The following is a 25,297-nucleotide window of genomic DNA, read 5'->3' as shown; positions in this document are numbered from 1 at the left end:
TTCAGGTGGGGCGGGGCGTTTCGCGCGACGCCAGCAGCGCGAGCAGCGAATCCCGTTCGGGCCACGCCACCGTCTTCCAAGGGCTGCGTTCGCTTTCGAGCAGCTTTTCGGCCACCGAGGCCAGCAGCTTGCGGCCGACGAAATTGCTGCCCGGCGCTTCGCGCTCACCCGCGAGGAAGCTTTGGGCATAGTGGTCCCAGCCGCTGAAGCGCTCGACCGCCAGCTCCACGGCCGGCACCAGCCATTCCAGCGCCTCCTGTGCGCTGACATAGCCCACCGCTGCCGCACCCGTGGCCAGGTGGCTGGCGCGTCCGATCCAGAGGGCCAGGTCATCGTCGTTGGGTTGCAGGGGAAGGCCTTGGACGATCTCCGTCACCGCGGCCTCGGCGCTCTCGCACTCCGTGACCGAAAAGTCGCGCGCCAGCAGCTTCTTCCAGGGCTCGACCTCTTTCGCGGGAATATCGACGCACAGCAGGTGCACCGCGCTGCGCTGCATCTCCTCGGCTTCCCGCAGATCGGACGCAAAGGTCTCGCGGTACACCGCCGCCAGCGCCACGGCGAAGTTCTCGAAGCGCGACGAGGCGGCAAGACGTGCTTCCAGCGCTGCGTTGCCTTCCTGCCGCGCCGCTTCGCGCTCGGCCGCCTCCTGCGCCAGTTCGGCCTTTCCCTCCGCCAGGCCTTCTTTCGCCGAGTCGATCAATTCCTTGAAAAACTTGAACATTCGCAGCTCCCCAGACTGGTTGGTAAACGGGCCGCTTAGGATACAAGCCCTGCGCCACAACCCATCCCATGGCCCGTCTACCCCGTCTCACGCTGGCCGACATACCGCACCACGTGATCCAGCGCGGCAACAACCGCCAGCCGATCTTTGTCGATCGTGCGGACCACGAGAAGCTGCTCGGCCTGCTGGCCGAAAACGCCGTGCGCTTCGGTGTCGCGCTGCACGCCTACGTGCTGATGGACAACCATTTCCACCTGCTGGCCACGCCGAACAGCGCCACCGGCCTGCCGCAGTTCATGCAGTCGGTGGGGCGCAGCTATGTGCGCTACTTCAACGACCGCCACGGCCGCAGCGGCACCCTGTGGGAAGGGCGCTACCGGTCGACGCTGATCCAGACCGATCGCTACCTGATGACCTGCATGGCCTACATCGACCTCAACCCCGTGCGGGCGGGCATGGTGGCCGATGCGCGCGACTTCCCCTGGTCCAGCCACGGCCACTACGCCGGGCTGCGGCACGACCGGCTGCTGACGCCCCATCCGCTGTACTGGGAGCTGGGCAACACGCCGTTCGCGCGCGAGGCCGCCTACGTCGACTTGGTGCGTGGCGGGGTGCGGGCGGCTGACCAGACCGCGCTGACGGAGGCCACTTTGCGGGGCTGGGCGGCGGGCGATGGGGAATTTCTCGACTCGCTTCAGAAGGCCACGGACCGCCGTGTGGTCAAGGCCAAGGCGGGGCGACCGCCTTCAAACCCCATTTCCTGAGCACTCAGTAGGCCTCAAGCCGTTGCAAAGGCTAGGTCTTTTGCTCCTGTTTTTAATATGTCCCTAATTTAATTCTGACAAGAAAACTCGGGATTTAATAAGAATCTGACCCCTATTAAAGTGTTTGGCATTCTTTGTGCATCGCAATATGCTCCCTTTCCCTGCGAAAACTGAAGGAGTGCGCCATGACGACGGCTGCCGAGATCGAACATCTCCAAAAACACGGTCTGTATTCCGGTGCTGATGAGCACGACGCCTGCGGCGTCGGCTTCGTCGCCCATATCAAAGGCGAGAAAAGCCACGCCATCGTGCTGCAGGGCTTGAAGATCCTCGAAAACCTCGACCATCGCGGCGCAGTGGGTGCTGACAAGCTGATGGGAGACGGCGCCGGCATCCTGATCCAGTTGCCCGACCACCTGTACCGCGAAGAGATGGCGAAGCAGGGCGTCACGCTGCCCCCGCCGGGCGAATACGGCGTCGGCATGATCTTCCTGCCGAAGGAACACGCATCCCGCGAAGCCTGCGAACAAGAGATGGAACGCGCCATCAAGGCCGAAGGCCAGGTGCTGCTGGGCTGGCGAGATGTGCCGGTCAACCGCGACATGCCCATGTCGCCCACCGTGCGCGCCAAGGAACCGCTGCTGCGCCAGGTCTTCATCGGCCGCGGCAACGATGTGATCGTGCAAGACGCGCTGGAACGCAAGCTCTATGTGATCCGCAAGACCGCCAGCGCCAACATCCAGCGCCTGAAGCTCAAGCACAGCAAGGAATACTACGTTCCGAGCATGTCCAGCCGCACTGTCGTCTACAAAGGCCTGCTGCTTGCCGACCAGGTCGGCACGTACTTCATGGACCTGCAGGACAAGCGTTGCGTCTCGGCCCTGGGCCTGGTGCACCAGCGCTTCTCGACCAACACCTTCCCCGAGTGGCCGCTGGCCCATCCGTACCGCTATGTCGCCCACAACGGCGAAATCAACACGGTCAAGGGCAACTACAACTGGATGAAGGCGCGCGAAGGCGTGATGTCTTCGCCCGTGCTTGGCGCCGACCTGCAGAAGCTCTACCCGATCAGCTTCGCCGGCCAGTCCGACACCGCCACCTTCGACAACTGCCTCGAACTGTTGACGATGGCCGGCTACCCCATCAGCCAGGCCGTGATGATGATGATTCCCGAGCCCTGGGAACAGCACGCCACCATGGACCCGCGTCGCCGCGCGTTCTATGAATACCACGCCGCCATGCTCGAGCCGTGGGACGGCCCGGCCTCCATCGTGTTCACCGACGGCCGCCAGATCGGCGCCACGCTCGACCGCAACGGCCTGCGCCCCTCGCGCTACTGCGTGACCGACGACGACCTGGTCATCATGGCTTCCGAATCGGGCGTGCTGCCCGTGCCCGAGCAGAAGATCGTGCGCAAGTGGCGCCTGCAGCCCGGCAAGATGTTCCTGATCGACCTGGAACAGGGCCGCATGATCGACGACGAGGAGGTCAAGGCCACCCTCGCCAACAGCAAGCCCTACAAGCAGTGGATCGAGAACCTGCGCATCAAGCTCGACAGCGTCAAGGCCGAGCCGGTGACCGCACCGCTGAGCCAGGTTGCGTTGCTCGACCGCCAGCAGGCCTTCGGCTACACCCAGGAAGACATCAAGTTCCTGATGAGCCCGATGGCGCAGGCCGGCGAAGAAGGCATCGGCTCCATGGGCAACGACAGCCCGCTGGCCGTGCTCTCGAACAAGAACAAGCTGCTCTACAACTACTTCAAGCAGTTGTTCGCGCAGGTGACCAACCCGCCGATCGACCCGATCCGCGAAGCGATCGTGATGTCGCTGGTCTCCTTCATCGGCCCCAAGCCCAACCTGCTGGACATCAACCAGGTCAACCCGCCGATGCGGCTCGAAGTGAGCCAGCCGATCCTGGACTTCGCCGACATGGCGAAGCTGCGCGACATCGGCAAGTACACGCAGGGCAAGTTCAAGAGCTACGTGCTCGACATCACCTACCCGCTCGCCTGGGGCGACGAAGGCGTCGAAGCCAAGCTGGCCTCGCTGTGCGCCGAAGCGGTGGATGCCATCAAGGGCGGCCACAACATCCTGATCGTCAGCGACCGCGGCGTGAGCCCGACGCAAGTGGCGATTCCGGCTGTGCTGGCCCTCTCGGCCGTGCACCAGTACCTGGTCCGTGAAGGCCTGCGCACCACCGCCGGCCTCGTCGTCGAAACCGGCTCGGCCCGCGAAGTGCATCACTTCGGCGTGCTGGCTGGCTATGGCGCGGAAGCCGTGCACCCGTACCTCGCGATGGAAACCCTGGCGGCCATGCACGCCGACCTGCCGGGTGACCTGAGCGCCGACAAGGCGGTCTACAACTACGTCAAGGCCATCGGCAAGGGCCTGTCGAAGATCATGTCGAAGATGGGTGTCAGCACCTACATGAGCTACTGCGGCGCGCAGCTGTTCGAGGCCATCGGCCTGAACACCGCCACCGTCAACAAGTACTTCACCGGCACGGCCAGCCGCGTGGAAGGCATCGGCGTCTTCGAGATCGCCGAAGAAGCCATCCGCATGCACAAGGCCGCGTTCGGCAACGACCCGGTGCTCGCCAACATGCTCGACGCCGGCGGCGAATACGCCTGGCGCACGCGTGGCGAAGAGCACATGTGGACGCCCGATGCCATCGCCAAGCTGCAGCACAGCACGCGCTCCAACAACTGGAACACGTACAAGGAATACGCGCAGCTCATCAACGACCAGAACCGTCGCCATCTCACGCTGCGTGGCCTGTTCGAGTTCAAGATCGATCCGGCCAAGGCCATTCCCGTGGACGAGGTCGAAGCTGCCGCGGAAATCGTCAAGCGCTTCGCCACCGGCGCGATGTCGCTCGGCTCGATCAGCACCGAGGCGCACGCCACGCTCGCCATTGCCATGAACCGCATCGGCGGAAAGAGCAACACGGGCGAGGGCGGTGAAGACCCGGCTCGCTATCGCAACGAACTCAAGGGTATCCCGATCAAGCAGGGCGACACGCTCAAGAGCGTGATCGGCGCGGCTAACGTCGAAGTCGACCTGCCGCTGAAGGACGGCGACTCGCTGCGTTCGCGCATCAAGCAGGTGGCCTCGGGCCGCTTCGGCGTCACCGCCGAGTACCTGCATTCGGCCGACCAGATCCAGATCAAGATGGCGCAAGGTGCCAAGCCGGGCGAGGGCGGCCAGCTCCCGGGCGGCAAGGTCACCGAGTACATCGGCAAGCAGCGCTACGCGGTGCCGGGCGTCGGCCTGATCTCGCCGCCGCCGCACCATGACATCTACTCGATCGAGGACTTGGCTCAGCTCATCCATGACCTGAAGAACACCGCACCGCACGCCAGCATCAGCGTGAAGCTGGTGAGCGAAATCGGCGTCGGCACCATCGCGGCGGGCGTGGCCAAGTGCAAGAGCGACCACGTCGTGATTGCCGGCCACGACGGCGGCACGGGCGCATCGCCCTGGTCGTCGATCAAGCACGCGGGCAGCCCGTGGGAAATCGGCTTGGCCGAAACGCAGCAGACGCTGGTGCTCAACCGCCTGCGCAGCCGCATCCGCGTGCAGGCCGACGGCCAGATGAAGACCGGCCGCGACGTCGCCATCGGCGCGCTGCTGGGTGCTGACGAGTTCGGCTTTGCGACCGCGCCGCTGGTGGTCGAGGGCTGCATCATGATGCGCAAGTGCCACCTGAACACCTGCCCGGTGGGCGTGGCCACGCAAGACCCGCTGTTGCGCAAGAAGTTCTCGGGTAAGCCCGAGCACGTCGTCAACTACTTCTTCTTCGTTGCGGAAGAGGTGCGCCAGATCATGGCCCAGCTCGGCATCCGCAAGTTCGACGACCTGATCGGCCGCGCCGACCTGCTCGATACGCGCAAGGGCATCGAGCACTGGAAGGCCTCGGGCCTCGATTTCAGCCGCCTGTTCGCGCTGCCGAACGTGCCGGCCGACGTGGCGCGCTTCCATGTCGAGAACCAGGACCACGGCCTCGAACGCGCGCTCGACGTCAAGCTCATCGAGAAGTCGCGTCCCGCCATCGACAAGGGCGAGAAGGTGCAGTTCATCGAGGTGGCGCGCAACGTCAACCGTTCGGTGGGCGCGATGCTCTCGGGCGCGCTGACCAAGGTGCATCCGCAGGGACTGCCCGACGATTCGATCCGCATCCAGCTCGAAGGCACGGGCGGCCAGTCGTTCGGTGCGTTCCTGGCACGCGGCATCACGCTGTACCTGATCGGCGACGCCAACGACTACACCGGCAAGGGCCTCTCGGGCGGCCGCGTCGTGGTGCGCCCCAGCCTCGACTTCCGCGGTGAAGCGGTGCGCAACACCATCGTCGGCAACACCGCGCTGTATGGCGCGACCACCGGCGAGGCTTATCTGTGCGGCGTGGCCGGCGAACGTTTCGCGGTGCGCCTGTCGGGTGCCACAGCGGTCATCGAAGGCACGGGCGACCATGGCTGCGAATACATGACGGGCGGCACGGTCGCGGTGCTCGGCAAGACCGGCCGCAACTTCGCCGCCGGCATGAGCGGTGGCGTGGCTTTCGTCTACGACGAAGACGGCGAGTTCGCCACGCGTTGCAACCTCTCGATGGTGTCGCTCGACAAGGTGCTGACCTCGGCCGAGCAAACCGCGAGCGTGCATCGCAAGATCTGGCACGGCGGCGAGACCGACGAAGCCCAGCTCAAGAAGCTGCTCGAAGAGCACCACCGCTGGACCGGCAGCAAGCGCGCGCGCGAACTGCTCGACACCTGGGCCGTGTCGCGCACGAAGTTCGTGAAAGTGTTCCCGAACGAATACAAGCGTGCACTGGGCGAGCTGCACGACCGCAAGGTCGAGCTGGCCAGCACCGGCAACAACGCGCATGTCGGCCTGGAGCCGCACGCACTGGCCGCCGCACCGCAAGCCGTGCCGGCTTCGGTCTGAGCGCCCACGAGAACGCAGAGAGAACAAAGGAAAGCACGATGGGAAAGATCACCGGCTTCATGGAGCATGAGCGCGTCGAAGAGGGCTACAAGCCCGTGGACGAGCGCGTCAAGCACTACAAGGAATTCGTTGTCGGCCTGAACACCGACCAGGCCAAGGTGCAGGGCGCGCGCTGCATGGACTGCGGCACGCCGTTCTGCAACAGCGGCTGCCCGGTCAACAACATCATTCCGGACTTCAACGACCTCGTGTACCGCAACGATTGGCAAAACGCCTTCGCGGTGCTCGACTCGACCAACAACTTCCCCGAGTTCACCGGCCGCATCTGCCCCGCGCCCTGCGAAGCAGCCTGCGTGCTGAATGTGAACGACGAGGCGGTCGGCATCAAGTCGCTGGAGCACGCGATCATCGACCGCGCCTGGGATGAAGGCTGGGTCGCGCCGCGCATCGCCAAGCACAAGACTGGCAAGAAGGTCGCCGTGGTCGGTGCCGGCCCTGCAGGCATGGCTGCCGCGCAGCAACTGGCGCGCGTCGGCCACGACGTGACGCTGTTCGAGAAGAACGACCGCATCGGCGGGCTGCTGCGCTATGGCATTCCCGACTTCAAGATGGAGAAGACCCACATCGATCGCCGTGTCGAGCAGATGAAGGCCGAGGGCGTGACCTTCCGCACCGGCGTGATGGTCGGTGCCGCGAAAGATCCGCTGGGCAAGGGCTCCAAGGTCACGAACCTGGCCAAGGAAACCGTCACGCCCGAGCAATTGCAGAAAGAGTTCGACGCCGTGCTGCTCACCGGTGGTGCTGAGCAATCGCGCGACCTGCCGGTGCCCGGCCGCGATCTCGACGGCATTCATTTCGCAATGGAGTTCCTGCCGCAGCAGAACCGCGTCAACGCGGGCGACAAGGTCAAGGGCCAACTGCGCGCCGATGGCAAGCACGTGATCGTCATTGGCGGTGGCGACACCGGTTCCGATTGCGTGGGCACCAGCAACCGCCACGGCGCTGCCAGCGTCACGCAGTTCGAGCTGATGCCTCAGCCACCCGAAGAAGAAAACCGCCCGATGACCTGGCCGTACTGGCCGATCAAGCTGCGCACCAGCTCCAGCCATGAAGAAGGTTGCGAGCGCGAGTTTGCGATCTCCACGAAGGAATTCATTGGCGAGAAGGGCAAGGTCACAGGCCTGAAGACGGTTCGCGTCGAATGGAAAGACGGTCGCATGCAGGAAGTGGCCGGCAGCGAGCAGATCCTCAAGGCCGACCTCGTGCTGCTGGCCATGGGTTTCATCAGCCCCGTTGCCACCGTGCTCGACGCCTTCGGTGTCGAGAAGGATGCACGCGGCAATGCCAAGGCCACAGTCGACTTCATCGGCGGCTATGCCACGAACGCGCCAAAGGTGTTTGCCGCTGGCGACATTCGCCGTGGTCAGTCGCTGGTTGTGTGGGCCATTCGCGAGGGCCGTCAAGCCGCGCGTTCAGTGGATGAATTTTTGATGGGTTTCAGCGACTTACCTCGCTGATTTTTGTTTCAATTTGGCGGCCGCTGTCATGGCGCCGGTATCATCCGCTGGAAAACCGCATGCCGGGATGCCCGAAAGGGCGCCCGGCTTTTTTATTGAGATGGACCCAGCCACCCAGCCACATCCCTTCGTAGAGTTTCGAGACGTCACGTTCGGCTACGGCGCGCGCGCGATTCTCGACAACGTTTCGTTCACAGTGCCGCGTGGCAAGGTGACGGCGTTGATGGGAGCCTCGGGTGGTGGCAAGACCACGGTCTTGCGATTGATCGGCGGACAGCAACGTGCACAGCGCGGTGAAGTCCTGTTCGATGGTCAGGACGTCGTCAGGTTTGACGCAAGCGCGCTCTATGCGGCGCGGCGTCGCATGGGCATGCTGTTCCAGTTCGGCGCCCTGTTCACCGACATGAGCGTGTTCGACAACGTGGCCTTTCCGTTGCGCGAGCACACGCAACTGTCCGAAGCGCTGGTGCGCGACATCGTGCTCATGAAGCTCGATGCAGTCGGCCTGCGCGGTGCGCGCGACCTGATGCCCAGCGAGGTGTCGGGCGGCATGGCACGGCGCGTGGCACTGGCGCGTGCCATCGCGCTCGATCCCGACCTCGTGATGTACGACGAACCCTTCGCCGGCCTCGATCCGATTTCGCTGGGCACGGCCGCGCGGCTGATCCGCCAGCTCAACGACACGCTCGGGCTGACCAGCATCATCGTGTCGCACGATGTCGAGGAAACCTTCCGCATCGCCGATCACGTGATCATCCTGGCCAACGGCGGTATCGCGGCGCAGGGCGCGCCCGCCGAAGTGCGCGACAGCGCCGATCCGCTGGTGCATCAGTTCGTGAATGCGCTGCCCGACGGGCCGGTGCGCTTTCACTACCCGGGTGCAAGCATCGAAGACGATTTCGGTCCCGTGGTCGGAGGTCGGTCATGAGCTGGTGGAAGCCTGCCGACATCGGCTATGCGGTGCGCAGCAAGCTGGCCGGCATCGGCTTTGCTGCGAAGCTGTTCATCCGCTTGTCGCTGCAGGGCGCGCAGAGCCTGCGCCGCTTCAGCCTCGTGCGCGACCAGATCCATTTTTTGGGCAACTACTCGCTCGCGATCATCGCGGTGTCGGGCCTGTTCGTCGGCTTCGTGCTTGGCCTGCAGATGTATTACGCGCTGCAGCGCTATGGGTCTTCCGAAGCGCTCGGCCTGCTCGTCACCCTGAGCCTCGTGCGCGAACTCGGGCCTGTTGTCGCAGCGCTGCTTTTCACGGGGCGTGCCGGTACGTCGCTCACTGCGGAGATCGGTCTCATGAAGGCCGGCGAGCAACTGAGCGCGATGGAAATGATGGCGGTCGATCCGGTCCAGCGCATCCTTGCGCCGCGCTTCTGGGCCGGCATCATCACCATGCCGCTGCTGGCGGCAGTGTTCAGCGCGGTCGGCATCATGGGCGGCTACGTGGTGGGCGTGCTGATGCTGGGCGTGGACCCGGGTGCGTTCTGGGGCCAGATGCAGGGTGGCGTCGATGTGTGGCGCGATGTCGGCAACGGCGTCATCAAGAGCATCGTCTTCGGTTTCACCGTGACCTTCATCGCATTGCTGCAGGGCTACGAGGCCCAGCCCACGCCCGAGGGCGTGTCGCGTGCGACCACGCGGACCGTGGTGATGGCGTCGCTGGCGGTGCTGGGTCTGGACTTCCTCCTGACCGCCATGATGTTCAGTATTTAAAGGGGCCAGGGCCTCATCGTTCTAGAGAGTGCAAACCATGCAACGTTCCAACAATGACATCTGGGTCGGCCTGTTCGTGCTGATCGGCGCGGCCGCATTGCTGTTCCTCGCGCTGCAGTCGGCCAACCTGCTGAGCCTGAACTTCCAGAAGACCTACGCGGTCACCGCGCGCTTCGACAACATCGGCGGGCTCAAGCCGCAGACCGCGGTCAAGAGCGCTGGCGTGGTGGTCGGTCGTGTGGAGTCGATCACCTTCGACGACAAGACCTTTCAGGCCAGCGTGACGCTGGCATTGCAAAACCGTTACAGTTTTCCCAAGGACAGCTCGCTCAAGATCCTGACCAGTGGCTTGCTCGGAGAGCAGTACATCGGGATCGAGGCGGGCGCCGAAGAGAAGAACTTGCAAGCCGGCGACACCATCACCGCGACCCAGTCGGCCGTGGTGCTGGAGAACCTGATCAGCCAGTTCCTCTACAGCAAGGCAGCCGAAGGAAATACGGCGCCTGGTACAGCGAATAAAAAATGAAAACACGATCTAATCTGTCAATTGCTATGAAAAATATAGCTAAATACGCCCATTGGACGGGCGCTGCAGCCGCTTTTGCACTCGTGGCCGGATGCGCCACCGGCCCGAATGCCAACCCGGCCGACCCGTTCGAGCCCATGAACCGTGGTGTTTCGCGCTTCAACGAAACTGTCGACGACGCGGTGCTGGTCCCTGTGGCCACCGTCTACCAGAAGGCCTTGCCCTCGATGGTGCGCACGGGCGTGAACAACTTCTTCAGCAACATCGGCGATGTCTGGAGCCTGGCCAACAACGTGGCCCAGCTCAAGCTGCAAGGCAGTGCAGAGACCTTCATGCGGCTCAACGTCAACACCTTCTTCGGGCTCGGCGGCCTGCTCGACGTCGCCAGCGACGCGGGCATCCAGCGCCACGAGGAAGATTTCGGCCAGACGCTCGGCTATTGGGGCGTGGGCCCCGGTCCTTATGTGGTGCTGCCGCTGCTGGGCCCGTCGACCCTGCGCGACACCGTGGCGAAACCGCTCGACTACTACGGCGACCCGCTGGCCCATGTGGAGGACGTCCCATGGCGCAATTCGCTGGTCGTCCTGCGCGTGGTGGACACGCGCGCGCAGTACCTGCGTGCGGGCCGCTTGCTCGGCGACGCAGCGCTCGACAAGTATTCGTTCACGCGCGACGCGTTCCTGCAGCGCCGCCGCAGCCAGGTCTACGACGGCAATCCGCCGGACGACGGCGCCGGAAAGTAAGGACGCGGTGAAGGCGGGTGATGAAGCTGCTTGCATCCGGTTGCAAGGCTTCACCCGCCAGACAGGAACCCGGTCGGCTCCGAGCGGCTCGAATCCGTTTCTGTCTCAGTACTGCGCTTCTTGCGCGTACTTCGTGGATTTTCAAATTTGATTGAGGGACTCACCATGAACAACAAGACCTTGCAACGACGCGATCTCGGCCGCCTGGTGCTGGCCGGTGCCCTGCTGTTCGGCGCCGCCGTTGCCTTTGTCCAGCCCGCGCACGCGGCCGACGAAGCACCCGATGCGCTGGTCAAGCGCCTGTCGACCGACGTGCTGGACACGATCAAGGCCGACTCGTCCATCAAGGCGGGCGACGTCAACAAGATCATGCTGCTGGTCGACAGCAAGATCATGCCCAACGTCAATTTCCAGCGCATGACGGCTTCCGCCGTCGGCCCGGCCTGGCGCCAGGCCACGCCCGAGCAGCAAAAGCGGCTGCAGGACGAATTCAAGACCCTGCTCGTGCGCACCTACGCCGGCGCGCTCGACCAGGTGACCGACCAGACCGTCACGATCCGCCCCTACCGCGGCGCGCCCACCGATACCGACGTGTTGGTGCGCACCGAGGTCAAGGGCCGCGGCGATCCCGTGCAGCTCGACTACCGCCTCGAAAAGACGCCGGGCCAAGGCGCTGGCTGGAAGGTCTACAACCTGAATGTGCTGGGCGTCTGGCTGGTCGACACCTACCGCACCCAGTTCGCGCAGGAGATCAACAAGAGCGGCATCGATGGCCTGATTGCCGCGCTGGCCGCGCGCAACAAGGGCAACAGCAAGGGCTGACGCCATGCTGGTCCTGCCCACCAAGCTCACCCACGACGAGGCCCCCGCCTGCATGCGCATGCTGCAGCAGGGGTTGAAGGGCCAGACGGATTCGTCGTCGACCGTGGTCGACGCCACCGCGCTGGCGCAGTTCGATTCGTCGGCACTGGCGGTGCTGCTCGAATGCCGGCGTGAGTCGAGCGCGCTGGGTCGAGGCTTTGCGGTCAAGGGCCTGTCGCCCCGGCTGCGTGAACTGGCCGCCCTGTACGGCATCGCGGGCCTTTTGCCCGCCGCGCCCTGAAAAAGTAACCGCCCCGTAAAATCACGGGCTCCCATGCCCGCGATCTCATTCCAATCGGTCTCCAAGACCTACCCCCCCTCTAAACAGCAAAAAGCCCAAGGCAAACAAGGGCTGCGCGCGGTCGACGAGGTCAGCTTCCAGATCGAGCCGGGCGAGTTCTTCGGCCTGCTCGGCCCCAACGGCGCTGGCAAGACCACCCTGATCAGCATGCTCGCCGGGCTCGCGCGCCCCACGGCCGGTGCCATCAGCGTCCACGGGTTCGACGTGCAGCGCGACTATGCCGAGGCACGACGCCAGTTGGGCATCGTGCCGCAGGAGCTGGTGTTCGACCCCTTCTTCAATGTGCGCGAGTCGCTGCGCATCCAGTCGGGCTACTTCGGCATCAAGAACAACGACGACTGGATCGACGAACTGCTGCACAGCCTCGGCCTGACGGACAAGGCCACGGCCAACATGCGCCAGCTTTCCGGCGGCATGAAGCGCCGCGTGCTGGTGGCGCAGGCGCTGGTGCACAAGCCGCCCGTGATCGTGCTCGACGAGCCCACGGCCGGCGTCGACGTCGAGTTGCGCCAGACGCTCTGGCAGTTCGTCGCCAAGCTCAACAAGCAGGGCAGCACCGTGTTGCTGACCACCCATTACCTCGAAGAAGCCGAAGCGCTGTGCAGCCGCATCGCGATGCTCAAGCTGGGCCGCGTGATCGCGCTCGACCGCACCAGCGAACTGCTGAAGTCGGCCGCCAGCAACGTGCTGCGCTTCAAGACCGACGCCATGCTGCCCTGGGCCATCGCCCAGCATGCACGCATCACCGGGCGCATCGTGCAGCTGCCGGCGCAGAACGCGCATGAAGTCGAACAACTGCTGGCCGCGATCCGCGAAGCCGGTGTCGCAGTGGAAGACGTGGAAATGCGCAAGGCCGACCTGGAAGACGTGTTCATCGACCTGATGGCGGGCGAGCAGACGCCTTTGGAGGTCGCACGATGATGGCGGTCACTGGCTGGCGCGCGCTGCTCTACAAAGAGACATTGCGCTTCTGGAAGGTCGGCTTCCAGACCGTCGGTGCGCCGGTGCTCACCGCGCTGCTGTACCTCATGGTCTTCGGCCATGTGCTCGAAGGCCGCGTGACGGTCTACGGCACGGTCGGCTACACCGCTTTCCTGGTGCCCGGCCTCGTGATGATGAGCGTGCTGCAGAACGCGTTCGCCAACAGCTCGTCGTCGATCATCCAGAGCAAGATCATGGGCAACCTTGTCTTCGTGCTGCTCACGCCGCTGTCGCACTGGGGCTGGTTCCTCGCCTACGTGGGCTCGTCGATCATCCGCGGGCTGGCCGTGGGGCTGGGCGTGTTCGTGGTCACGATGTTCTTCGCGATGCCGAATTTCGTGGCGCCGGTCTGGATCATCGTCTTCGCGCTGCTGGGCGCCGCGATGCTCGGCACGCTCGGGCTGATCGCCGGCCTGTGGGCCGAGAAGTTCGACCAGATGGCCGTGTTCCAGAACTTCCTGATCATGCCCATGACCTTCCTGTCGGGCGTGTTCTATTCGATCGGCTCGCTGCCGCCGTTCTGGCAGAAGGTGAGCCACCTGAATCCGTTCTTCTACATGATCGACGGCTTTCGCTACGGTTTCTTCGGCGTGAGCGACGCCTCGCCCTGGCTGAGCCTGGGCATCGTCGGCACCGCCTGGCTGGTGGTGAGCGTCATCGCCGTCCATCTCCTTCGCATCGGCTACAAAATCCGGGGCTGAACGCCCCTTTTCCAGACCCCATGACCGCCGAACAACTCCAGTCCCTGATCCAGTCCCACCTCCCCTGCGAGCACATCACGCTCGAAGGCGATGGCCGACATTGGTACGCGACCATCGTCTCGGCCGAATTCGAGGGCAAGCGCGCCATCCAGCGCCACCAACGGGTCTACGCCACCCTCGGTGCGAAAATGCACACCGACGAGGTGCATGCGCTTTCGATGAAGACCTACACGCCGGCCGAATGGGCGGCAGTGGAAAAATGACTTTCCGGCCCCTGCGGGCCCCCTGATTTCGCTGGAACTTCGATGGACAAACTTCTGATTCGCGGCGGGCGGCAGCTTCGCGGCGAAGTACTCATTTCCGGCGCCAAGAACGCCGCGCTGCCCGAGCTGTGCGCCGCGCTGCTGACCGACCAGCCCGTGACGCTGCACAACGTGCCGCGCCTGCAGGACGTGTCGACCATGCTGAAGCTGGTGCGCAACATGGGCGTGACCGCCGAGCGCGACGACAACGGCACGGTGAGCCTGAACGCCAGCGACCTGGCCAACCCCGAGGCGCCCTACGAGCTGGTGAAGACCATGCGCGCTTCGGTGCTGGCCCTGGGCCCGCTGCTGGCCCGCTTCGGCCACGCCAAGGTCTCGCTGCCCGGCGGCTGCGCCATCGGCTCGCGGCCGGTCGATCAGCACATCAAGGGCCTGCAGGCCATGGGCGCCGAGATCGTGGTCGAGCACGGCTACATGATCGCCAGCCTGCCGGCCGGCCGCACCCGCCTGAAGGGCGCGCGCATCCTGACCGACATGGTCACCGTCACCGGCACCGAGAACTTCCTGATGGCCGCCGCGCTGGCCGAGGGCGAGACGCTGCTCGAAAACGCCGCGCAGGAGCCCGAGATCGTCGACCTGGCCGAAATGCTGATCCGCATGGGCGCGAAGATCCAGGGCCACGGCACCAGCCACATCCGCATCCAGGGCGTCGAGAAGCTGCACGGCTGCGAACACGCCGTGGTGGCCGACCGCATCGAGGCCGGCACCTTCCTGTGCGCCGTCGCGGCCACGGGCGGCGACGTGTTCCTGCGCCACGCCCGCGCCGACCACATGGACGCGGTGATCGACAAGCTGCGCGATGCCGGCTGCACGGTCGCGCGGGAAGAGGGCGGCGTGCGCATCAGCTCCAAGGCCCCGGCCAGCGAGCACCTGAAGGCGCAGAGCTTCAGCACCACCGAATACCCGGGCTTTCCGACCGACATGCAGGCCCAGTTCATGGCCCTGAACGTGATTGCGCGCGGCGCCTCGATGGTCACCGAGACCATCTTCGAGAACCGCTTCATGCACGTGAACGAGATGGTCCGCCTGGGCGCGACCATCCACGTCGAAGGCAAGGTCGCGATGGTCGAGGGCGTGACGCAACTGTCGGGCGCCACCGTGATGGCCACCGACCTGCGTGCCTCGGCCAGCCTCGTGATCGCCGGCCTCGTGGCCGAGGGCGAGACGCTGGTCGACCGCATCTATCACCTGGACCGAGGGTACGACCGCATGGAAGCCAAGCTGCGCGGCCTGGGTGCTGACATCGAACGCGTGACCGGAGCCGCCGCATGATCACTTTGGCTCTTTCCAAAGGCCGCATCTTCGAAGAGACGATGCCCCTGCTGGCCGCCGCCGGCATCGAGGTCACCGAAGACCCCGAGAAGTCGCGCAAGCTCATTCTCGAGACCACCCGGCCCGACGTGCGGGTGGTGCTGGTGCGCGCGTCCGACGTGCCCACCTACGTGCAGTACGGCGGCGCCGACCTCGGCGTGACCGGCCTCGACGTGCTGCTCGAAAACGGCAACCAGGGCATGTACCAGCCGCTCGACCTGCGCATCGCGGCCTGCCGTCTGAGCGTGGCCGTGCGCGCCGACTACGACTACGCCTCGGCCGTGCGCCAGGGCTCGCGCCTGCGCGTGGCGACCAAGTACGTCGGCCTGTCGCGCGACTTCTTTGCCAGCAAGGGCGTGCACGTCGACCTGATCAAGCTCTACGGCAGCATGGAGCTGGCGCCGCTCACGGGCCTGGCCGACGCCATCGTCGACCTGGTCTCGACCGGCAACACGCTGAAGGCCAACCACCTCGTTGAGGTGGAGCGCATCATGGACATCAGCGCGCGCCTCGTGGTCAACCAGGCCGCGCTCAAGCTCAAGCGCGAGCCGATCCGCCGCATCATCGACGCGTTTGCGTCGGCCATTCCGTCTTCCTGACTCCCACACGAACCCCATGACTCTGAAAGCAGCCCCCGCCCGACTCTCCACGACTTCAGCCAGCTTCGATGCTGAATTCAAGGCGCGGCTGCATTGGTCTGCGGACGACGACGCGGCCATCGAGAAGGTGGTGGCGGACATCCTGGCCGACGTGCAAAAGCGCGGCGACGAGGCGGTGCTGGAGTACACCAACCGCTTCGACAAGCTGGGCGCTGCCACCTTGCCTGAGCTGGAACTTACGCAGGCTGAACTGAAGGCCGCCTTCGAGTCGCTGCCTGCCGCCCAGCGCGACGCGCTCGAAGCCGCCGCGCGCCGTGTGCGCAGCTACCACGAGGCCCAGAAGAAGGCGAGCGGCGAGAGCTGGAGCTACCGCGACGCCGATGGCACGTTGCTCGGCCAGAAAGTCACGCCGCTCGACCGCGTCGGCATCTACGTGCCGGGTGGCAAGGCCGCCTATCCGTCGAGCGTGCTGATGAATGCCATTCCCGCGCATGTCGCAGGCGTGGCCGAAATCATCATGGTCGTGCCGACGCCGAAGGGCGAGAAGAACCCGCTCGTGCTCGCCGCCGCCTACGTGGCCGGCGTGACGCGCGGCTTCACCATCGGCGGCGCCCAGGCCGTGGCCGCGCTGGCCTACGGCACCGCCACCATCCCCGCCGTCGACAAGATCACCGGCCCCGGCAACGCCTACGTGGCAGCCGCCAAGCGCCGCGTGTTCGGCACCGTGGGCATCGACATGATCGCGGGCCCGAGCGAGATCCTCGTGCTGGCCGACGGCACCACGCCGCCCGACTGGGTGGCGATGGACCTGTTCAGCCAGGCCGAGCACGACGAACTGGCCCAGAGCATCCTGCTGTGCCCCGATGCCGCCTACATCGATCGCGTGCAGGCCGAAATCGACCGCCTGCTGCCCACGATGCCGCGCGCGGAAATCATCGCTGCCTCGCTCAATGGCCGTGGCGCGCTGATCCACACGAAGAACATGGAAGAGGCCTGCGAGATCAGCAACCGCATCGCCCCCGAGCACCTGGAAGTCAGCAGCAGCGAGCCCAACCGCTGGGAGCCGTTGCTGCGCCACGCCGGCGCGATCTTCCTCGGCGCCTTCACCAGCGAAAGCCTGGGCGACTACTGCGCCGGCCCCAACCACGTGCTGCCGACCAGCGGCACGGCGCGTTTTTCGAGTCCGCTGGGTGTCTACGACTTCCAGAAGCGCTCCAGCCTGATCGAGGTCAGCGAAGCCGGCGCCCAGGTGCTCGGCCCGATCGCCGTCACGCTGGCCGAAGGAGAGGGCCTGCAGGCGCATGCGGAAGCTGCCCGCATGCGGCTGCGTAAGATCTGAGGCTCCATAACTCGCTTCGGGAGGAGCCAAGATGATTCATCGTCTCTATCGTTCGCGCCTGTTCAGGTTCGCCACCGGCCTCATCGCGGGTGCTGCCCTGCTCGCTGCCTGCGGCCAGCAGCCGCTTCGCGACCCGCCGGCCACTGCAACGCAGAGCGCTGCTGCACCTGCTCCCGCGCAACTCGGCACCCAATGGGGCGAGGGCATCGAGTCGAAGACCCGCTCGGTCTCGGCCAAGCGCCTGTCCGAACAACCCGACGACGTGGCCTCGCTGGGCTACAACGAAGCGAGCGCCGTGCGCCGCACGGTCGGCAACGATCCCGAGCGACGCCTGAACCTGCAACTGGCGCAGGGCGACATCGAGTGGTCGGTGCTCGACGAAAACGGTCGCCCGCTGCCGCTGCAGCGCGCACGCCGGGCCGAGGACATGTTCCGGCTGGCCGGCGTCGAAGGCTCGCGCTACACGCTGCGCTTTCGCAATCTCAGCGACCGCAGCTACGAGGTGATCGCCACGGTCGACGGCCTCGACGTGCTGAACGGCAAGCCCGGCAGCCTGCGCAACGGCGGCTACGTGCTGAGCCCGCAGCAGTCGCTGACCATCGAAGGCTTCCGCAAGAGCCAGAACGAGGTTGCGGCCTTCCGCTTCGCCGCCCCGGGCCGCGCCTATGCCGCGAACACCGAGGCCGGCGACGTGCGCAACATCGGCGTGATCGGTGCCGCCCTGTTCGAGCTGGAAGAGCCCAATGTGCCGCGCCGTGCCCGCCGCGACGCAACGCCGTCGCAGCCGAGCGCCTTCCCGGCCGATGGCGCCTACGCGCCGGCGCCGCGCTACCGCAAGTGATCCGCCGATGAAACGCACCGCCGTCCAGTTGCTGTTGCCGCGCCTGTCGGTGCTGCTACTCGCACTGGCGGCCGGTGCGGGTGCGCAGGCCATGAGCATCCGCGAGCTGCGCACGCTCGAAGCCGCCGAGAAAGACGGCAAGGCCTACGCCAGCTACTACCTCGTCGGCGTGCTCGAAGGCCTGCGCGAAGGCGTCGAATCGTCGCAGCGCAACGGCCAGAAGCCCTTGTTCTGCGTCGAGGGACGCCGCCTCGAACCCTCGATGGCCCGCTCGCTCTATCAAACCGAACTGACCCGCAACGCCGACAGTTACGAAGCCGACATGCCCGTGCAACTGGTCATGTCCGGCGCTCTACGAAACAGCTACCGCTGCACCCGATGACCACCGCTCCCGATACCGCCCGCCCCCTTCAACGCATCCGCGCCGACGTGCAGTCCATGCATGCCTACGCGGTGCAGGACGCGCGCGGCTTCATCAAGCTCGACGCGATGGAAAACCCCTTCGGCCTGCCGCCCGCGCTGCAGGCCGAACTCGGTGCGCGGCTCGGTGCGCTGGCGCTGAACCGCTACCCGGGCGACCGCGGCGCCGACCTGCAGCGTGCGCTGGCCGCGCATGCGCAGATGCCCGAAGGCTTCAGCCTGATGCTGGGCAACGGCTCCGACGAACTGATCTCGCTGCTGGCCATTGCCTGCGACCTGCCAGGCGCCACCGTGCTGGCACCCGTGCCCGGCTTCGTGATGTACGCCATGAGCGCGCAACTGCAGGGCCTGCGCTTCGTTGGTGTGCCGCTCACGGCCGACTTCGAGCTGGACGAGGCCGCCATGCTGGCTGCCATCGAACGCGAGAAGCCCGCCATCGTCTACCTGGCCTATCCGAACAACCCGACCGCCAATCTCTGGGACGACGCCGTCATCGAGAAGATCGTGCAGGCCCAGGGCGCGCAGGGCGGCCTGGTGGTGATCGACGAGGCCTACGAGCCCTTCGCCGCCCGCAGCTACATCGACCGGCTCGCCGGCCACAGCCACGTGCTGCTGATGCGCACGCTCAGCAAGTTCGGCCTGGCCGGCATCCGCCTGGGCTACCTCATGGGGCCGGCCGCGCTGGTCGCCGAGATCGACAAGGTGCGCCCACCCTACAACATCAGCGTGCTCAATTGCGAGTGTGCGCTGTTCGCGCTGGAGCACACCGAGGTGTTCGAGGCCCAGGCGGCGCAGATCCGCGAGGAGCGCGAGCGCCTGATGATGGGCCTGGGCCGGCTGCCGGGCGTCAAGACCTGGCCCAGCGACGCCAACATGATCCTTTTGCGCGTGCCCGATGCCGCCAAGACCTTCGAGGGCATGAAGGCTCACGGGGTGCTGGTGAAGAACGTTTCTAAAATGCACGAACTGCTTGCAAATTGCCTGCGCCTCACCGTCGGAACGGCCGACGAGAACGCGCGGATGCTGGCGGCACTCGAAGCCTCACTATGACCACCCCCACCACCCCGGGCAACGCCGATCGCACCGCGACGGTCACCCGCAACACCGCCGAGACGAAGATCACCGTCAGCGTGAATCTCGATGGCACCGGCAAGGCCAAGCTTTCCACCGGCATCGGCTTCTTCGACCACATGCTCGACCAGATCGCCCGCCATGGCCTGATCGACCTCGAGATCGACTGCCAGGGCGACCTGCACATCGACGGCCATCACACGGTGGAAGATGTGGGCATCACGCTCGGCCAGGCCGTGGCCCAGGCCATCGGCGACAAGAAGGGCATTCGCCGCTACGGTCATGCCTACGTGCCTCTGGACGAAGCACTGAGCCGCGTGGTCATCGACTTCTCGGGCCGCCCCGGCCTCGTGATGCACGTGCCCTTCACCAGCGGGATGATCGGCACCTTCGACAGCCAGCTCACCTACGAATTTTTCCAGGGCTTCGTGAACCACGCGTTCGTGACGCTGCACATCGACAACCTCAAGGGCGTGAACGCGCACCACCAGTGCGAGACCGTGTTCAAGGCCTTCGCACGCGCCATGCGCGGCGCGCTGGAGCTGGATCCCCGCTCCATCGGCGTCATTCCCTCGACCAAGGGTTCGCTCTGAATTCCTTTAGCGCACAGCCATGAAATCAGCAGCCAACACCGTCGCTGTCGTCGACTACGGCATGGGCAACCTGCGCTCCGTCTCGCAGGCCGTACAGCATGCGGCCGACCAGGTCGGCGTGCAGGTCTTCGTCACCTCCGATCCGGACGTGGTGCGCAAGGCCACCCGCGTGGTGCTGCCGGGGCAGGGCGCCATGCCCGACTGCATGCGCGAGCTGCGCGACTCCGGCCTGCAGGAATCGGTGCTCGAAGCCGCCGCCAGCAAGCCGCTGTTCGGCGTGTGCGTCGGCATGCAGATGCTGCTGTCGCGCAGCGACGAAGGCCCGACCGATGGCCTTGGCCTCATACCGGGTGAGGTCATCAAGTTCGACTTGGCTGGACGCCTGCAGCCCGACGGCAGCCGCTTCAAGGTGCCACAGATGGGCTGGAACCAGGTGCGCCAGGCCCAGCCACACGCGGTGTGGGCGGGCGTGCCCGACCTGAGCTACTTCTATTTCGTGCACAGCTTCTACGCCCGGCCGGCCGACGCCCGCCACAGCGTGGGCGAGGCGGATTACGGTGCGTGCTTTACCGCAGCCGTTGCACGCGATAACATTTTTGCCACCCAGTTCCACCCGGAGAAGAGTGCGGACCACGGGTTGCAGCTCTATCGAAATTTCCTCCACTGGAATCCCTGACCTACCATTCCCGCCCGGGCCGACCTTCCGACAGCCCGGATTTCGCATACTCGCGCCACTTCCATGCTCCTCATTCCCGCCATTGATCTCAAAGACGGCCACTGTGTTCGCCTCAAACAGGGCGACATGGACCAGTCCACTGTCTTCAGCGAAGACCCCGCCGCCATGGCCCGCAAGTGGGTCACCGCAGGCGCGCGCCGGCTGCACCTGGTCGATCTGAATGGCGCCTTCGCCGGCAAGCCGCAGAACCACGCGGCGATCAAGGCAATCCTGAAGGAAGTCGGCGACGACATCCCGGTGCAGCTCGGCGGCGGCATCCGCGACCTGGACACCATCGAGCGCTACATCGACGACGGCCTGCGCTACGTGATCATCGGCACTGCTGCGGTCAAGAACCCGGGCTTCCTGAAGGACGCCTGCAGCGCTTTCGGCGGCCACATCATCGTGGGCCTGGACGCCAAGGACGGCAAGGTCGCCACCGACGGCTGGAGCAAGCTCACGGGCCACGAAGTGGCCGACCTGGGCAAGAAGTTCGAGGACTACGGCGTCGAGTCGATCATCTACACCGACATCGGCCGCGACGGCATGCTCTCGGGCATCAACATCGAAGCCACCGTCAAGCTGGCGCAGGCGCTGACCATTCCGGTGATCGCCTCGGGCGGCCTGTCGAACATGGCCGACATCGACCAGCTCTGCGCGGTCGAGTTCGAAGGCATCGAGGGCGTGATCTGCGGCCGTGCCATCTATTCGGGCGACCTCGATTTCGCCGCCGCGCAAACCCGCGCGGACGAGCTGGCCGGGGCCTGACGCTTTCCTCCAGCAGCGCGTGCTCTCCGCGCTCGCCATCGCCAACTACCGTTCGCTGCGACAGCTGACGGTGCCGCTCGGCCGGCTCACGGTCGTGACCGGCGCCAACGGCAGCGGCAAGTCGAGCGTGTACCGCGCGATGCGGCTGCTGGCCGATATTGCCAACGGCGGCGTGATCCGTTCGCTGGTGCGCGAAGGCGGGCTTTCTTCCACGCTCTGGGCCGGGCCCGAGCGCTTCTCGGCCGCGATGCTGCGTGGTGAGGCGCCGGTACAGGGCACGTCGCGCAGCGAACCCGTCAACCTGCGCCTGGGCTTTGCGGGCGACGGCGCCGAAGACTTCGGCTATGCCATCGACATCGGCCTGCCGACGCCGCGCGACACCGTGTTCGGGCGTGACCCCGAAATCAAGCGCGAAGCCATCTGGAGCGGCCCGTTCTTGCGGCCCGCGACGCAGCTTGTCGACCGCAAGGGCGCCGCGCTGCGCCTGCGTGAAGACAAGAGCTGGCAGGCCGTCGGCCGCCCGATTCCCGCCTTCGCCAGCATGATGACCGAGTACGCCGATCCGCACGCGGCCCCCGAGATGCTCACGCTGCGCGAGCAGATGCGCTCCTGGCGCTTCTACGATCACTTCCGCTCCGACGCCGACGCGCCCGCGCGCCAGCCGCAGCTCGGCACCTACACGCCCGTGCTCGCCAACGACGGCGCCGATCTGGCCGCGGCCTTGCAGACCATCCGCGAGATCGGTGACGACCAGGCGCTCGACCGCGCTGTCGATGACGCCTTCCCCGGCGCCCGCATCGAGATCCGCGTGGCCGAGGACCGCTTCGAGACCCTGATGCATCAGCACGGCCTGCTACGTCCGCTGACGGCCGCCGAGCTTTCAGACGGCACGCTGCGCTACCTGCTCTGGATCGCCGCGCTGCTCACGCCCCGCCCGCCGTCGCTGCTGGTGCTCAACGAGCCCGAAACCAGCCTGCACCCCGACCTGCTGCCCGCGCTCGGGCGCCTCATCGCGCAGGCGGCGCGTGGGTCGCAGGTGATCGTGGTGTCGCATGCCGCGCGCCTGATTGCTGCGCTCGAAGACAGCGAAGACCTGCAATCGGTGGTGCTCGAAAAGCAGTTCGGCGAAACCCGCATCGCGAACCTCGACATGAGCGAGATCCCGCGCTGGGAGTGGCCTGCGCGGTAGCCGGGGGGTGCTGCTGGCCTACTCGGCCTTCACCTTCATCGTCTGGATGATCGTTTCGAGCTGCGCGCTCATCGGCAGGTCGATGCTTGCGCCCGAAGGCAGCTTGCGCAGGAACCAGCGCTTGTACTGCCGGTCGATCTCGCCGTCTTCCGCCAGCACCTGGAAGGTGTCAATGACGACCTTGTTCAGTTGCGCGTCGCCCTTGCGGTACATGATCCCGTAGGGGTCGTAGGAGAGAAAGTCGCCGACCACCTCGTAGTCGGCCTTGGCGGCGTCCTGCGCGATCAAGCCGTAGAGCAGCACGTCGTCGGTGGCAAAGGCGTCGGCCTGGCCGCTCTTCACGAGCCCGAACGATTCGGCGTGGTCGCGCGCCACCTGCAACTGGATGCCGAGCTTGAATTTCTCGGACAGGTCGCGCAGCGTCTTCTCGTTGGTGGTGCCGGCCGTCACTGCCACCTTCTTGCCGGCCAGGTCGCGGAAGGTCTTGATCGGCGAGCCCTTCTTCACCAGCACCTTGGTGCCCGAGACGAACATCGTCGGCGAGAAGCTCACGCGCTTCTGGCGTTCGAGGTTGTTGGTGGTCGAGCCGCATTCCAGGTCGACCTTGCCGCTGGCGACCGCATCGATGCGCGAATCGGAAGTCACGGGCACCCACTTGATCGCGAGGCTCTTGTTCACCGCGTCCTCGATGGCCGTGACCAATGCGCGGCAGAGTTCGATCGAATAGCCGATCGGCTCCTTGCGCGCATTGAGGTACGAGAAGGGCACCGACGATTCGCGGTAGCCGATGGTGATGGCGCCGGTCTCGCGCGCCTTGGCCAGGGTGCCGGTCAGCGTCGTCAGTCCCTGGTCTTGCGCCTGCGCGGGCCCGGCAGCAAGGGCCGCGGCCGCCAGCAGCAAGGCGGCCAGGAAACGCGGCAGCGGGCCTGTGCGCTTCATGGCGTGGCTCATGCGTGGGCCGGGTGGGCGAGGGTGGCGTCGCTTTCCGCGTCCAGGGTGCGGGCGTTGACCTCGGCATCGCTCTCGGAAAGCAGCTCGCCTTCCCACTTGGCGACCACCGCGGTGGCGATGGAGTTGCCCACCGCGTTGGTGGCCGAGCGGCCCATGTCCAGGAAGGTGTCCACGCCCAGGATCAGCAGCAGGCCGGCCTCGGGAATGTCGAAGTGGTTCAGCGTGGCGGCAATCACCACCAGCGAGGCGCGTGGCACGCCGGCCATGCCCTTGGATGTGAGCATCAGGATCAGCAGCATCGTGATCTGGGTGCTGATCGGCATGTGGATGTTGTAGGCCTGCGCGATGAACAGCACGGCGAAGGTGCAATACATCATCGAGCCGTCCAGGTTGAACGAATAGCCCATCGGCATCACGAAGCTGGAGATCTTGCGCTTGACGCCGAAACGGTCGAGCGCCTGCAGGATCTTGGGGTAGGCGGCTTCCGAACTCGCCGTGGCGAAGGACAGCAGGAAGGCTTCCTTGATGAGCACCAGCAGCTTGAACACGCGCGGTCCGAGGAACAGGAAACCCGCCAGCACCAGCACGCCCCACAGCACGAACAGGCCCAGGTAGAAGTCGCCCATGAACACCGCGAACTTGAGCAGGATGCCCAGGCCGTTCACCGCCACCGTGGCGGCCATGGCGGCCATCACGGCCAGCGGCGCGAGCTTCATCACGTAGCCCGTGATCTTCAGCATGGCATGCGAGAGTTCCTCGATGGCCGACACCAGCGTCTTGGCCTTGTCGCCGAGCGAGGCGAGGGCCACGCCGAAGAACATTGAGAACACCACGATCTGCAAAATCTCGTTGTTGGCCAGCGCCTCGACGAAGGACTTGGGCACCGCGTGGTAGACGAAATCCCTGAAGGTGAATTTCGAGGTGGCCAGGTTGGTCGAGGCCCCGATGTCCGGCAGCGGCAGCCCGAGGTTCTCGCCGGGCTTGAGCAGGTTGGCCATGACCAGGCCGATGATCAGCGAGATCAGCGATGCGGTGATGAACCAGCCCAGCGACTTGCCGAACACCCGGCCCACCGACTTGGCATCGCCCATGTGCGCGATGCCCACCACCAGCGTGGAAAACACCAGCGGCCCGATCAGCATCTTGATGAGGCGCAGGAACACATCCGAGACGATGGAGACGTAGTCTGCGATTTCTTTCGCCGAGCTCTTGTTCGGAAAGCTCGTGAAGATCATGTAGCCGATGAAGATGCCAAGCACCATGGCGATCAGGATCCAGGCGGCCATCGGCAGCTTTTTCTTCATACGTATCCCCTTTTGTCGTGTAAGAGTGGTTTTCTCGAATGCACGGGACCGACTTGCATGTTGTCCCCCATGCAAGCAGGCACAGGGTATCCAAGAAGGCCCCGGGCACGC

Annotated in this window: 25 protein-coding genes; 22 read left to right on the top strand and 3 right to left on the bottom strand. The window is 65.5% G+C overall.

Going from position 1 to position 25,297, the window contains the following annotated elements:
- Nucleotide 1 precedes the first annotated feature (1 nt).
- Nucleotides 2-721: a DUF1266 domain-containing protein gene (locus ACSFB7_RS26985; RefSeq protein WP_435475409.1), complete on the bottom strand. Its 720-nt coding sequence runs from the start codon at nt 719-721 to the stop codon at nt 2-4.
- A gap of 68 nt (nt 722-789) precedes the next feature.
- On the opposite strand from ACSFB7_RS26985, the gene ACSFB7_RS26980 reads away from it, so the two are divergent.
- The 22 genes from ACSFB7_RS26980 to ACSFB7_RS26875 all read left to right on the top strand — a co-directional run bounded on the left by ACSFB7_RS26980 (nt 790) and on the right by ACSFB7_RS26875 (nt 22,931).
- Nucleotides 790-1,485, top strand: a complete 696-nt coding sequence (locus ACSFB7_RS26980) for a transposase (protein WP_435475408.1) — start codon at nt 790-792, stop codon at nt 1,483-1,485.
- Between the two features lie 185 nt (nt 1,486-1,670).
- Complete coding sequence (locus tag ACSFB7_RS26975) at nt 1,671-6,425, top strand: glutamate synthase-related protein (protein ID WP_435475407.1); 4,755 nt, start codon at nt 1,671-1,673, stop codon at nt 6,423-6,425.
- 38 nt (nt 6,426-6,463) lie between these two features.
- A complete protein-coding gene (locus ACSFB7_RS26970; protein ID WP_435475406.1) occupies nt 6,464-7,942 on the top strand; it encodes a glutamate synthase subunit beta in 1,479 nt (492 codons plus the stop codon).
- Between the two features lie 67 nt (nt 7,943-8,009).
- Nucleotides 8,010-8,870: an ABC transporter ATP-binding protein gene (locus ACSFB7_RS26965; RefSeq protein WP_435475405.1), complete on the top strand. Its 861-nt coding sequence runs from the start codon at nt 8,010-8,012 to the stop codon at nt 8,868-8,870.
- On the top strand, nt 8,867-9,649 hold the full coding sequence (gene mlaE / locus ACSFB7_RS26960) for a lipid asymmetry maintenance ABC transporter permease subunit MlaE (RefSeq protein WP_435475404.1): 783 nt from the start codon (nt 8,867-8,869) through the stop codon (nt 9,647-9,649). The genes ACSFB7_RS26965 and mlaE overlap by 4 nt, the downstream gene beginning before the upstream one ends.
- 37 nt (nt 9,650-9,686) lie before the next feature.
- Nucleotides 9,687-10,175 (top strand): outer membrane lipid asymmetry maintenance protein MlaD, encoded by a 489-nt coding sequence (gene mlaD, locus ACSFB7_RS26955; protein WP_435475403.1) that lies wholly within the window; start codon nt 9,687-9,689, stop codon nt 10,173-10,175.
- 26 nt (nt 10,176-10,201) lie between these two features.
- Nucleotides 10,202-10,918 (top strand): MlaA family lipoprotein, encoded by a 717-nt coding sequence (locus tag ACSFB7_RS26950; protein ID WP_435475402.1) that lies wholly within the window; start codon nt 10,202-10,204, stop codon nt 10,916-10,918.
- 165 nt (nt 10,919-11,083) lie between these two features.
- Nucleotides 11,084-11,740 (top strand): MlaC/ttg2D family ABC transporter substrate-binding protein, encoded by a 657-nt coding sequence (locus ACSFB7_RS26945; protein ID WP_435475401.1) that lies wholly within the window; start codon nt 11,084-11,086, stop codon nt 11,738-11,740.
- Between the two features lie 4 nt (nt 11,741-11,744).
- Nucleotides 11,745-12,020 (top strand): STAS domain-containing protein, encoded by a 276-nt coding sequence (locus ACSFB7_RS26940; protein WP_187108040.1) that lies wholly within the window; start codon nt 11,745-11,747, stop codon nt 12,018-12,020.
- Between the two features lie 33 nt (nt 12,021-12,053).
- The gene (locus tag ACSFB7_RS26935; protein WP_187108041.1) at nt 12,054-13,001 is read left to right on the top strand and encodes an ABC transporter ATP-binding protein; all 948 of its coding nucleotides are present in this window, start codon (nt 12,054-12,056) and stop codon (nt 12,999-13,001) included.
- On the top strand, nt 12,998-13,762 hold the full coding sequence (locus ACSFB7_RS26930; RefSeq protein ID WP_435475400.1) for an ABC transporter permease: 765 nt from the start codon (nt 12,998-13,000) through the stop codon (nt 13,760-13,762). The genes ACSFB7_RS26935 and ACSFB7_RS26930 overlap by 4 nt, the downstream gene beginning before the upstream one ends.
- 20 nt (nt 13,763-13,782) lie before the next feature.
- The gene (locus ACSFB7_RS26925; protein ID WP_435475399.1) at nt 13,783-14,025 is read left to right on the top strand and encodes a BolA family protein; all 243 of its coding nucleotides are present in this window, start codon (nt 13,783-13,785) and stop codon (nt 14,023-14,025) included.
- A 42-nt stretch (nt 14,026-14,067) separates the two neighbouring features.
- Nucleotides 14,068-15,357 carry a UDP-N-acetylglucosamine 1-carboxyvinyltransferase gene (murA, locus tag ACSFB7_RS26920; protein WP_435475398.1) on the top strand — a complete coding sequence of 430 codons (1,290 nt, stop codon included), beginning with the start codon at nt 14,068-14,070 and terminating at the stop codon, nt 15,355-15,357.
- A complete protein-coding gene (gene hisG / locus ACSFB7_RS26915; RefSeq protein WP_435475397.1) occupies nt 15,354-15,995 on the top strand; it encodes an ATP phosphoribosyltransferase in 642 nt (213 codons plus the stop codon). The genes murA and hisG overlap by 4 nt, the downstream gene beginning before the upstream one ends.
- Nucleotides 15,996-16,011: 16 nt before the next feature.
- Nucleotides 16,012-17,334, top strand: a complete 1,323-nt coding sequence (gene hisD, locus ACSFB7_RS26910; RefSeq protein ID WP_435475396.1) for a histidinol dehydrogenase — start codon at nt 16,012-16,014, stop codon at nt 17,332-17,334.
- A gap of 31 nt (nt 17,335-17,365) precedes the next feature.
- Complete coding sequence (locus ACSFB7_RS26905; RefSeq protein ID WP_435475395.1) at nt 17,366-18,175, top strand: hypothetical protein; 810 nt, start codon at nt 17,366-17,368, stop codon at nt 18,173-18,175.
- A gap of 7 nt (nt 18,176-18,182) precedes the next feature.
- Entirely contained in the window at nt 18,183-18,557 is a 375-nt protein-coding gene (locus ACSFB7_RS26900; protein WP_435475394.1) for a hypothetical protein, read from the top strand.
- On the top strand, nt 18,554-19,645 hold the full coding sequence (gene hisC, locus ACSFB7_RS26895) for a histidinol-phosphate transaminase (RefSeq protein ID WP_435475393.1): 1,092 nt from the start codon (nt 18,554-18,556) through the stop codon (nt 19,643-19,645). The genes ACSFB7_RS26900 and hisC overlap by 4 nt, the downstream gene beginning before the upstream one ends.
- Complete coding sequence (gene hisB / locus ACSFB7_RS26890) at nt 19,642-20,259, top strand: imidazoleglycerol-phosphate dehydratase HisB (RefSeq protein WP_435475392.1); 618 nt, start codon at nt 19,642-19,644, stop codon at nt 20,257-20,259. The genes hisC and hisB overlap by 4 nt, the downstream gene beginning before the upstream one ends.
- Before the next feature lie 19 nt (nt 20,260-20,278).
- Complete coding sequence (gene hisH / locus ACSFB7_RS26885) at nt 20,279-20,935, top strand: imidazole glycerol phosphate synthase subunit HisH (protein ID WP_187108050.1); 657 nt, start codon at nt 20,279-20,281, stop codon at nt 20,933-20,935.
- A gap of 63 nt (nt 20,936-20,998) precedes the next feature.
- Nucleotides 20,999-21,742, top strand: a complete 744-nt coding sequence (hisA, locus tag ACSFB7_RS26880) for a 1-(5-phosphoribosyl)-5-[(5-phosphoribosylamino)methylideneamino]imidazole-4-carboxamide isomerase (protein WP_435475391.1) — start codon at nt 20,999-21,001, stop codon at nt 21,740-21,742.
- 19 nt (nt 21,743-21,761) lie between these two features.
- Entirely contained in the window at nt 21,762-22,931 is a 1,170-nt protein-coding gene (locus tag ACSFB7_RS26875; RefSeq protein ID WP_435475390.1) for an AAA family ATPase, read from the top strand.
- 18 nt (nt 22,932-22,949) lie between these two features.
- Here the strand turns inward: ACSFB7_RS26875 and ACSFB7_RS26870 are convergent, their stop codons facing one another.
- Nucleotides 22,950-23,870 (bottom strand): amino acid ABC transporter substrate-binding protein, encoded by a 921-nt coding sequence (locus ACSFB7_RS26870; RefSeq protein WP_435475389.1) that lies wholly within the window; start codon nt 23,868-23,870, stop codon nt 22,950-22,952.
- 8 nt (nt 23,871-23,878) lie between these two features.
- The gene (locus tag ACSFB7_RS26865) at nt 23,879-25,186 is read right to left on the bottom strand and encodes a dicarboxylate/amino acid:cation symporter (protein WP_435475388.1); all 1,308 of its coding nucleotides are present in this window, start codon (nt 25,184-25,186) and stop codon (nt 23,879-23,881) included.
- Nucleotides 25,187-25,297: the final 111 nt, after the last annotated feature.

The organism is Variovorax raffinosi (assembly GCF_051216615.1).
Taxonomy (GTDB): domain Bacteria; phylum Pseudomonadota; class Gammaproteobacteria; order Burkholderiales; family Burkholderiaceae_C; genus Variovorax.
Note: the sequence above shows the minus strand (reverse complement) of the source record. Positions and strands in the feature narration are given on the sequence as shown.

Excerpts from the sequence above, each read along its gene's own strand:
- hisB (WP_435475392.1), top strand. The coding sequence starts at position 19,642 with ATGACCACCCCCACCACCCCGGGCAACGCCGATCGCACCGCGACGGTC.
- ACSFB7_RS26865 (WP_435475388.1), bottom strand. The coding sequence starts at position 25,186 with ATGAAGAAAAAGCTGCCGATGGCCGCCTGGATCCTGATCGCCATGGTG.
- ACSFB7_RS26900 (WP_435475394.1), top strand. The coding sequence starts at position 18,183 with ATGAAACGCACCGCCGTCCAGTTGCTGTTGCCGCGCCTGTCGGTGCTG.
- ACSFB7_RS26925 (WP_435475399.1), top strand. The coding sequence starts at position 13,783 with ATGACCGCCGAACAACTCCAGTCCCTGATCCAGTCCCACCTCCCCTGC.
- ACSFB7_RS26970 (WP_435475406.1), top strand. The coding sequence starts at position 6,464 with ATGGGAAAGATCACCGGCTTCATGGAGCATGAGCGCGTCGAAGAGGGC.
- ACSFB7_RS26980 (WP_435475408.1), top strand. The coding sequence starts at position 790 with ATGGCCCGTCTACCCCGTCTCACGCTGGCCGACATACCGCACCACGTG.
- hisD (WP_435475396.1), top strand. The coding sequence starts at position 16,012 with ATGACTCTGAAAGCAGCCCCCGCCCGACTCTCCACGACTTCAGCCAGC.
- ACSFB7_RS26985 (WP_435475409.1), bottom strand. The coding sequence starts at position 721 with ATGTTCAAGTTTTTCAAGGAATTGATCGACTCGGCGAAAGAAGGCCTG.
- ACSFB7_RS26965 (WP_435475405.1), top strand. The coding sequence starts at position 8,010 with ATGCCCGAAAGGGCGCCCGGCTTTTTTATTGAGATGGACCCAGCCACC.
- hisH (WP_187108050.1), top strand. The coding sequence starts at position 20,279 with ATGAAATCAGCAGCCAACACCGTCGCTGTCGTCGACTACGGCATGGGC.
- ACSFB7_RS26975 (WP_435475407.1), top strand. The coding sequence starts at position 1,671 with ATGACGACGGCTGCCGAGATCGAACATCTCCAAAAACACGGTCTGTAT.
- mlaD (WP_435475403.1), top strand. The coding sequence starts at position 9,687 with ATGCAACGTTCCAACAATGACATCTGGGTCGGCCTGTTCGTGCTGATC.
- ACSFB7_RS26940 (WP_187108040.1), top strand. The coding sequence starts at position 11,745 with ATGCTGGTCCTGCCCACCAAGCTCACCCACGACGAGGCCCCCGCCTGC.
- murA (WP_435475398.1), top strand. The coding sequence starts at position 14,068 with ATGGACAAACTTCTGATTCGCGGCGGGCGGCAGCTTCGCGGCGAAGTA.
- ACSFB7_RS26930 (WP_435475400.1), top strand. The coding sequence starts at position 12,998 with ATGATGGCGGTCACTGGCTGGCGCGCGCTGCTCTACAAAGAGACATTG.
- hisG (WP_435475397.1), top strand. The coding sequence starts at position 15,354 with ATGATCACTTTGGCTCTTTCCAAAGGCCGCATCTTCGAAGAGACGATG.
- ACSFB7_RS26905 (WP_435475395.1), top strand. The coding sequence starts at position 17,366 with ATGATTCATCGTCTCTATCGTTCGCGCCTGTTCAGGTTCGCCACCGGC.
- ACSFB7_RS26950 (WP_435475402.1), top strand. The coding sequence starts at position 10,202 with ATGAAAAATATAGCTAAATACGCCCATTGGACGGGCGCTGCAGCCGCT.
- ACSFB7_RS26945 (WP_435475401.1), top strand. The coding sequence starts at position 11,084 with ATGAACAACAAGACCTTGCAACGACGCGATCTCGGCCGCCTGGTGCTG.
- hisC (WP_435475393.1), top strand. The coding sequence starts at position 18,554 with ATGACCACCGCTCCCGATACCGCCCGCCCCCTTCAACGCATCCGCGCC.
- ACSFB7_RS26935 (WP_187108041.1), top strand. The coding sequence starts at position 12,054 with ATGCCCGCGATCTCATTCCAATCGGTCTCCAAGACCTACCCCCCCTCT.
- hisA (WP_435475391.1), top strand. The coding sequence starts at position 20,999 with ATGCTCCTCATTCCCGCCATTGATCTCAAAGACGGCCACTGTGTTCGC.
- mlaE (WP_435475404.1), top strand. The coding sequence starts at position 8,867 with ATGAGCTGGTGGAAGCCTGCCGACATCGGCTATGCGGTGCGCAGCAAG.
- ACSFB7_RS26870 (WP_435475389.1), bottom strand. The coding sequence starts at position 23,870 with ATGAAGCGCACAGGCCCGCTGCCGCGTTTCCTGGCCGCCTTGCTGCTG.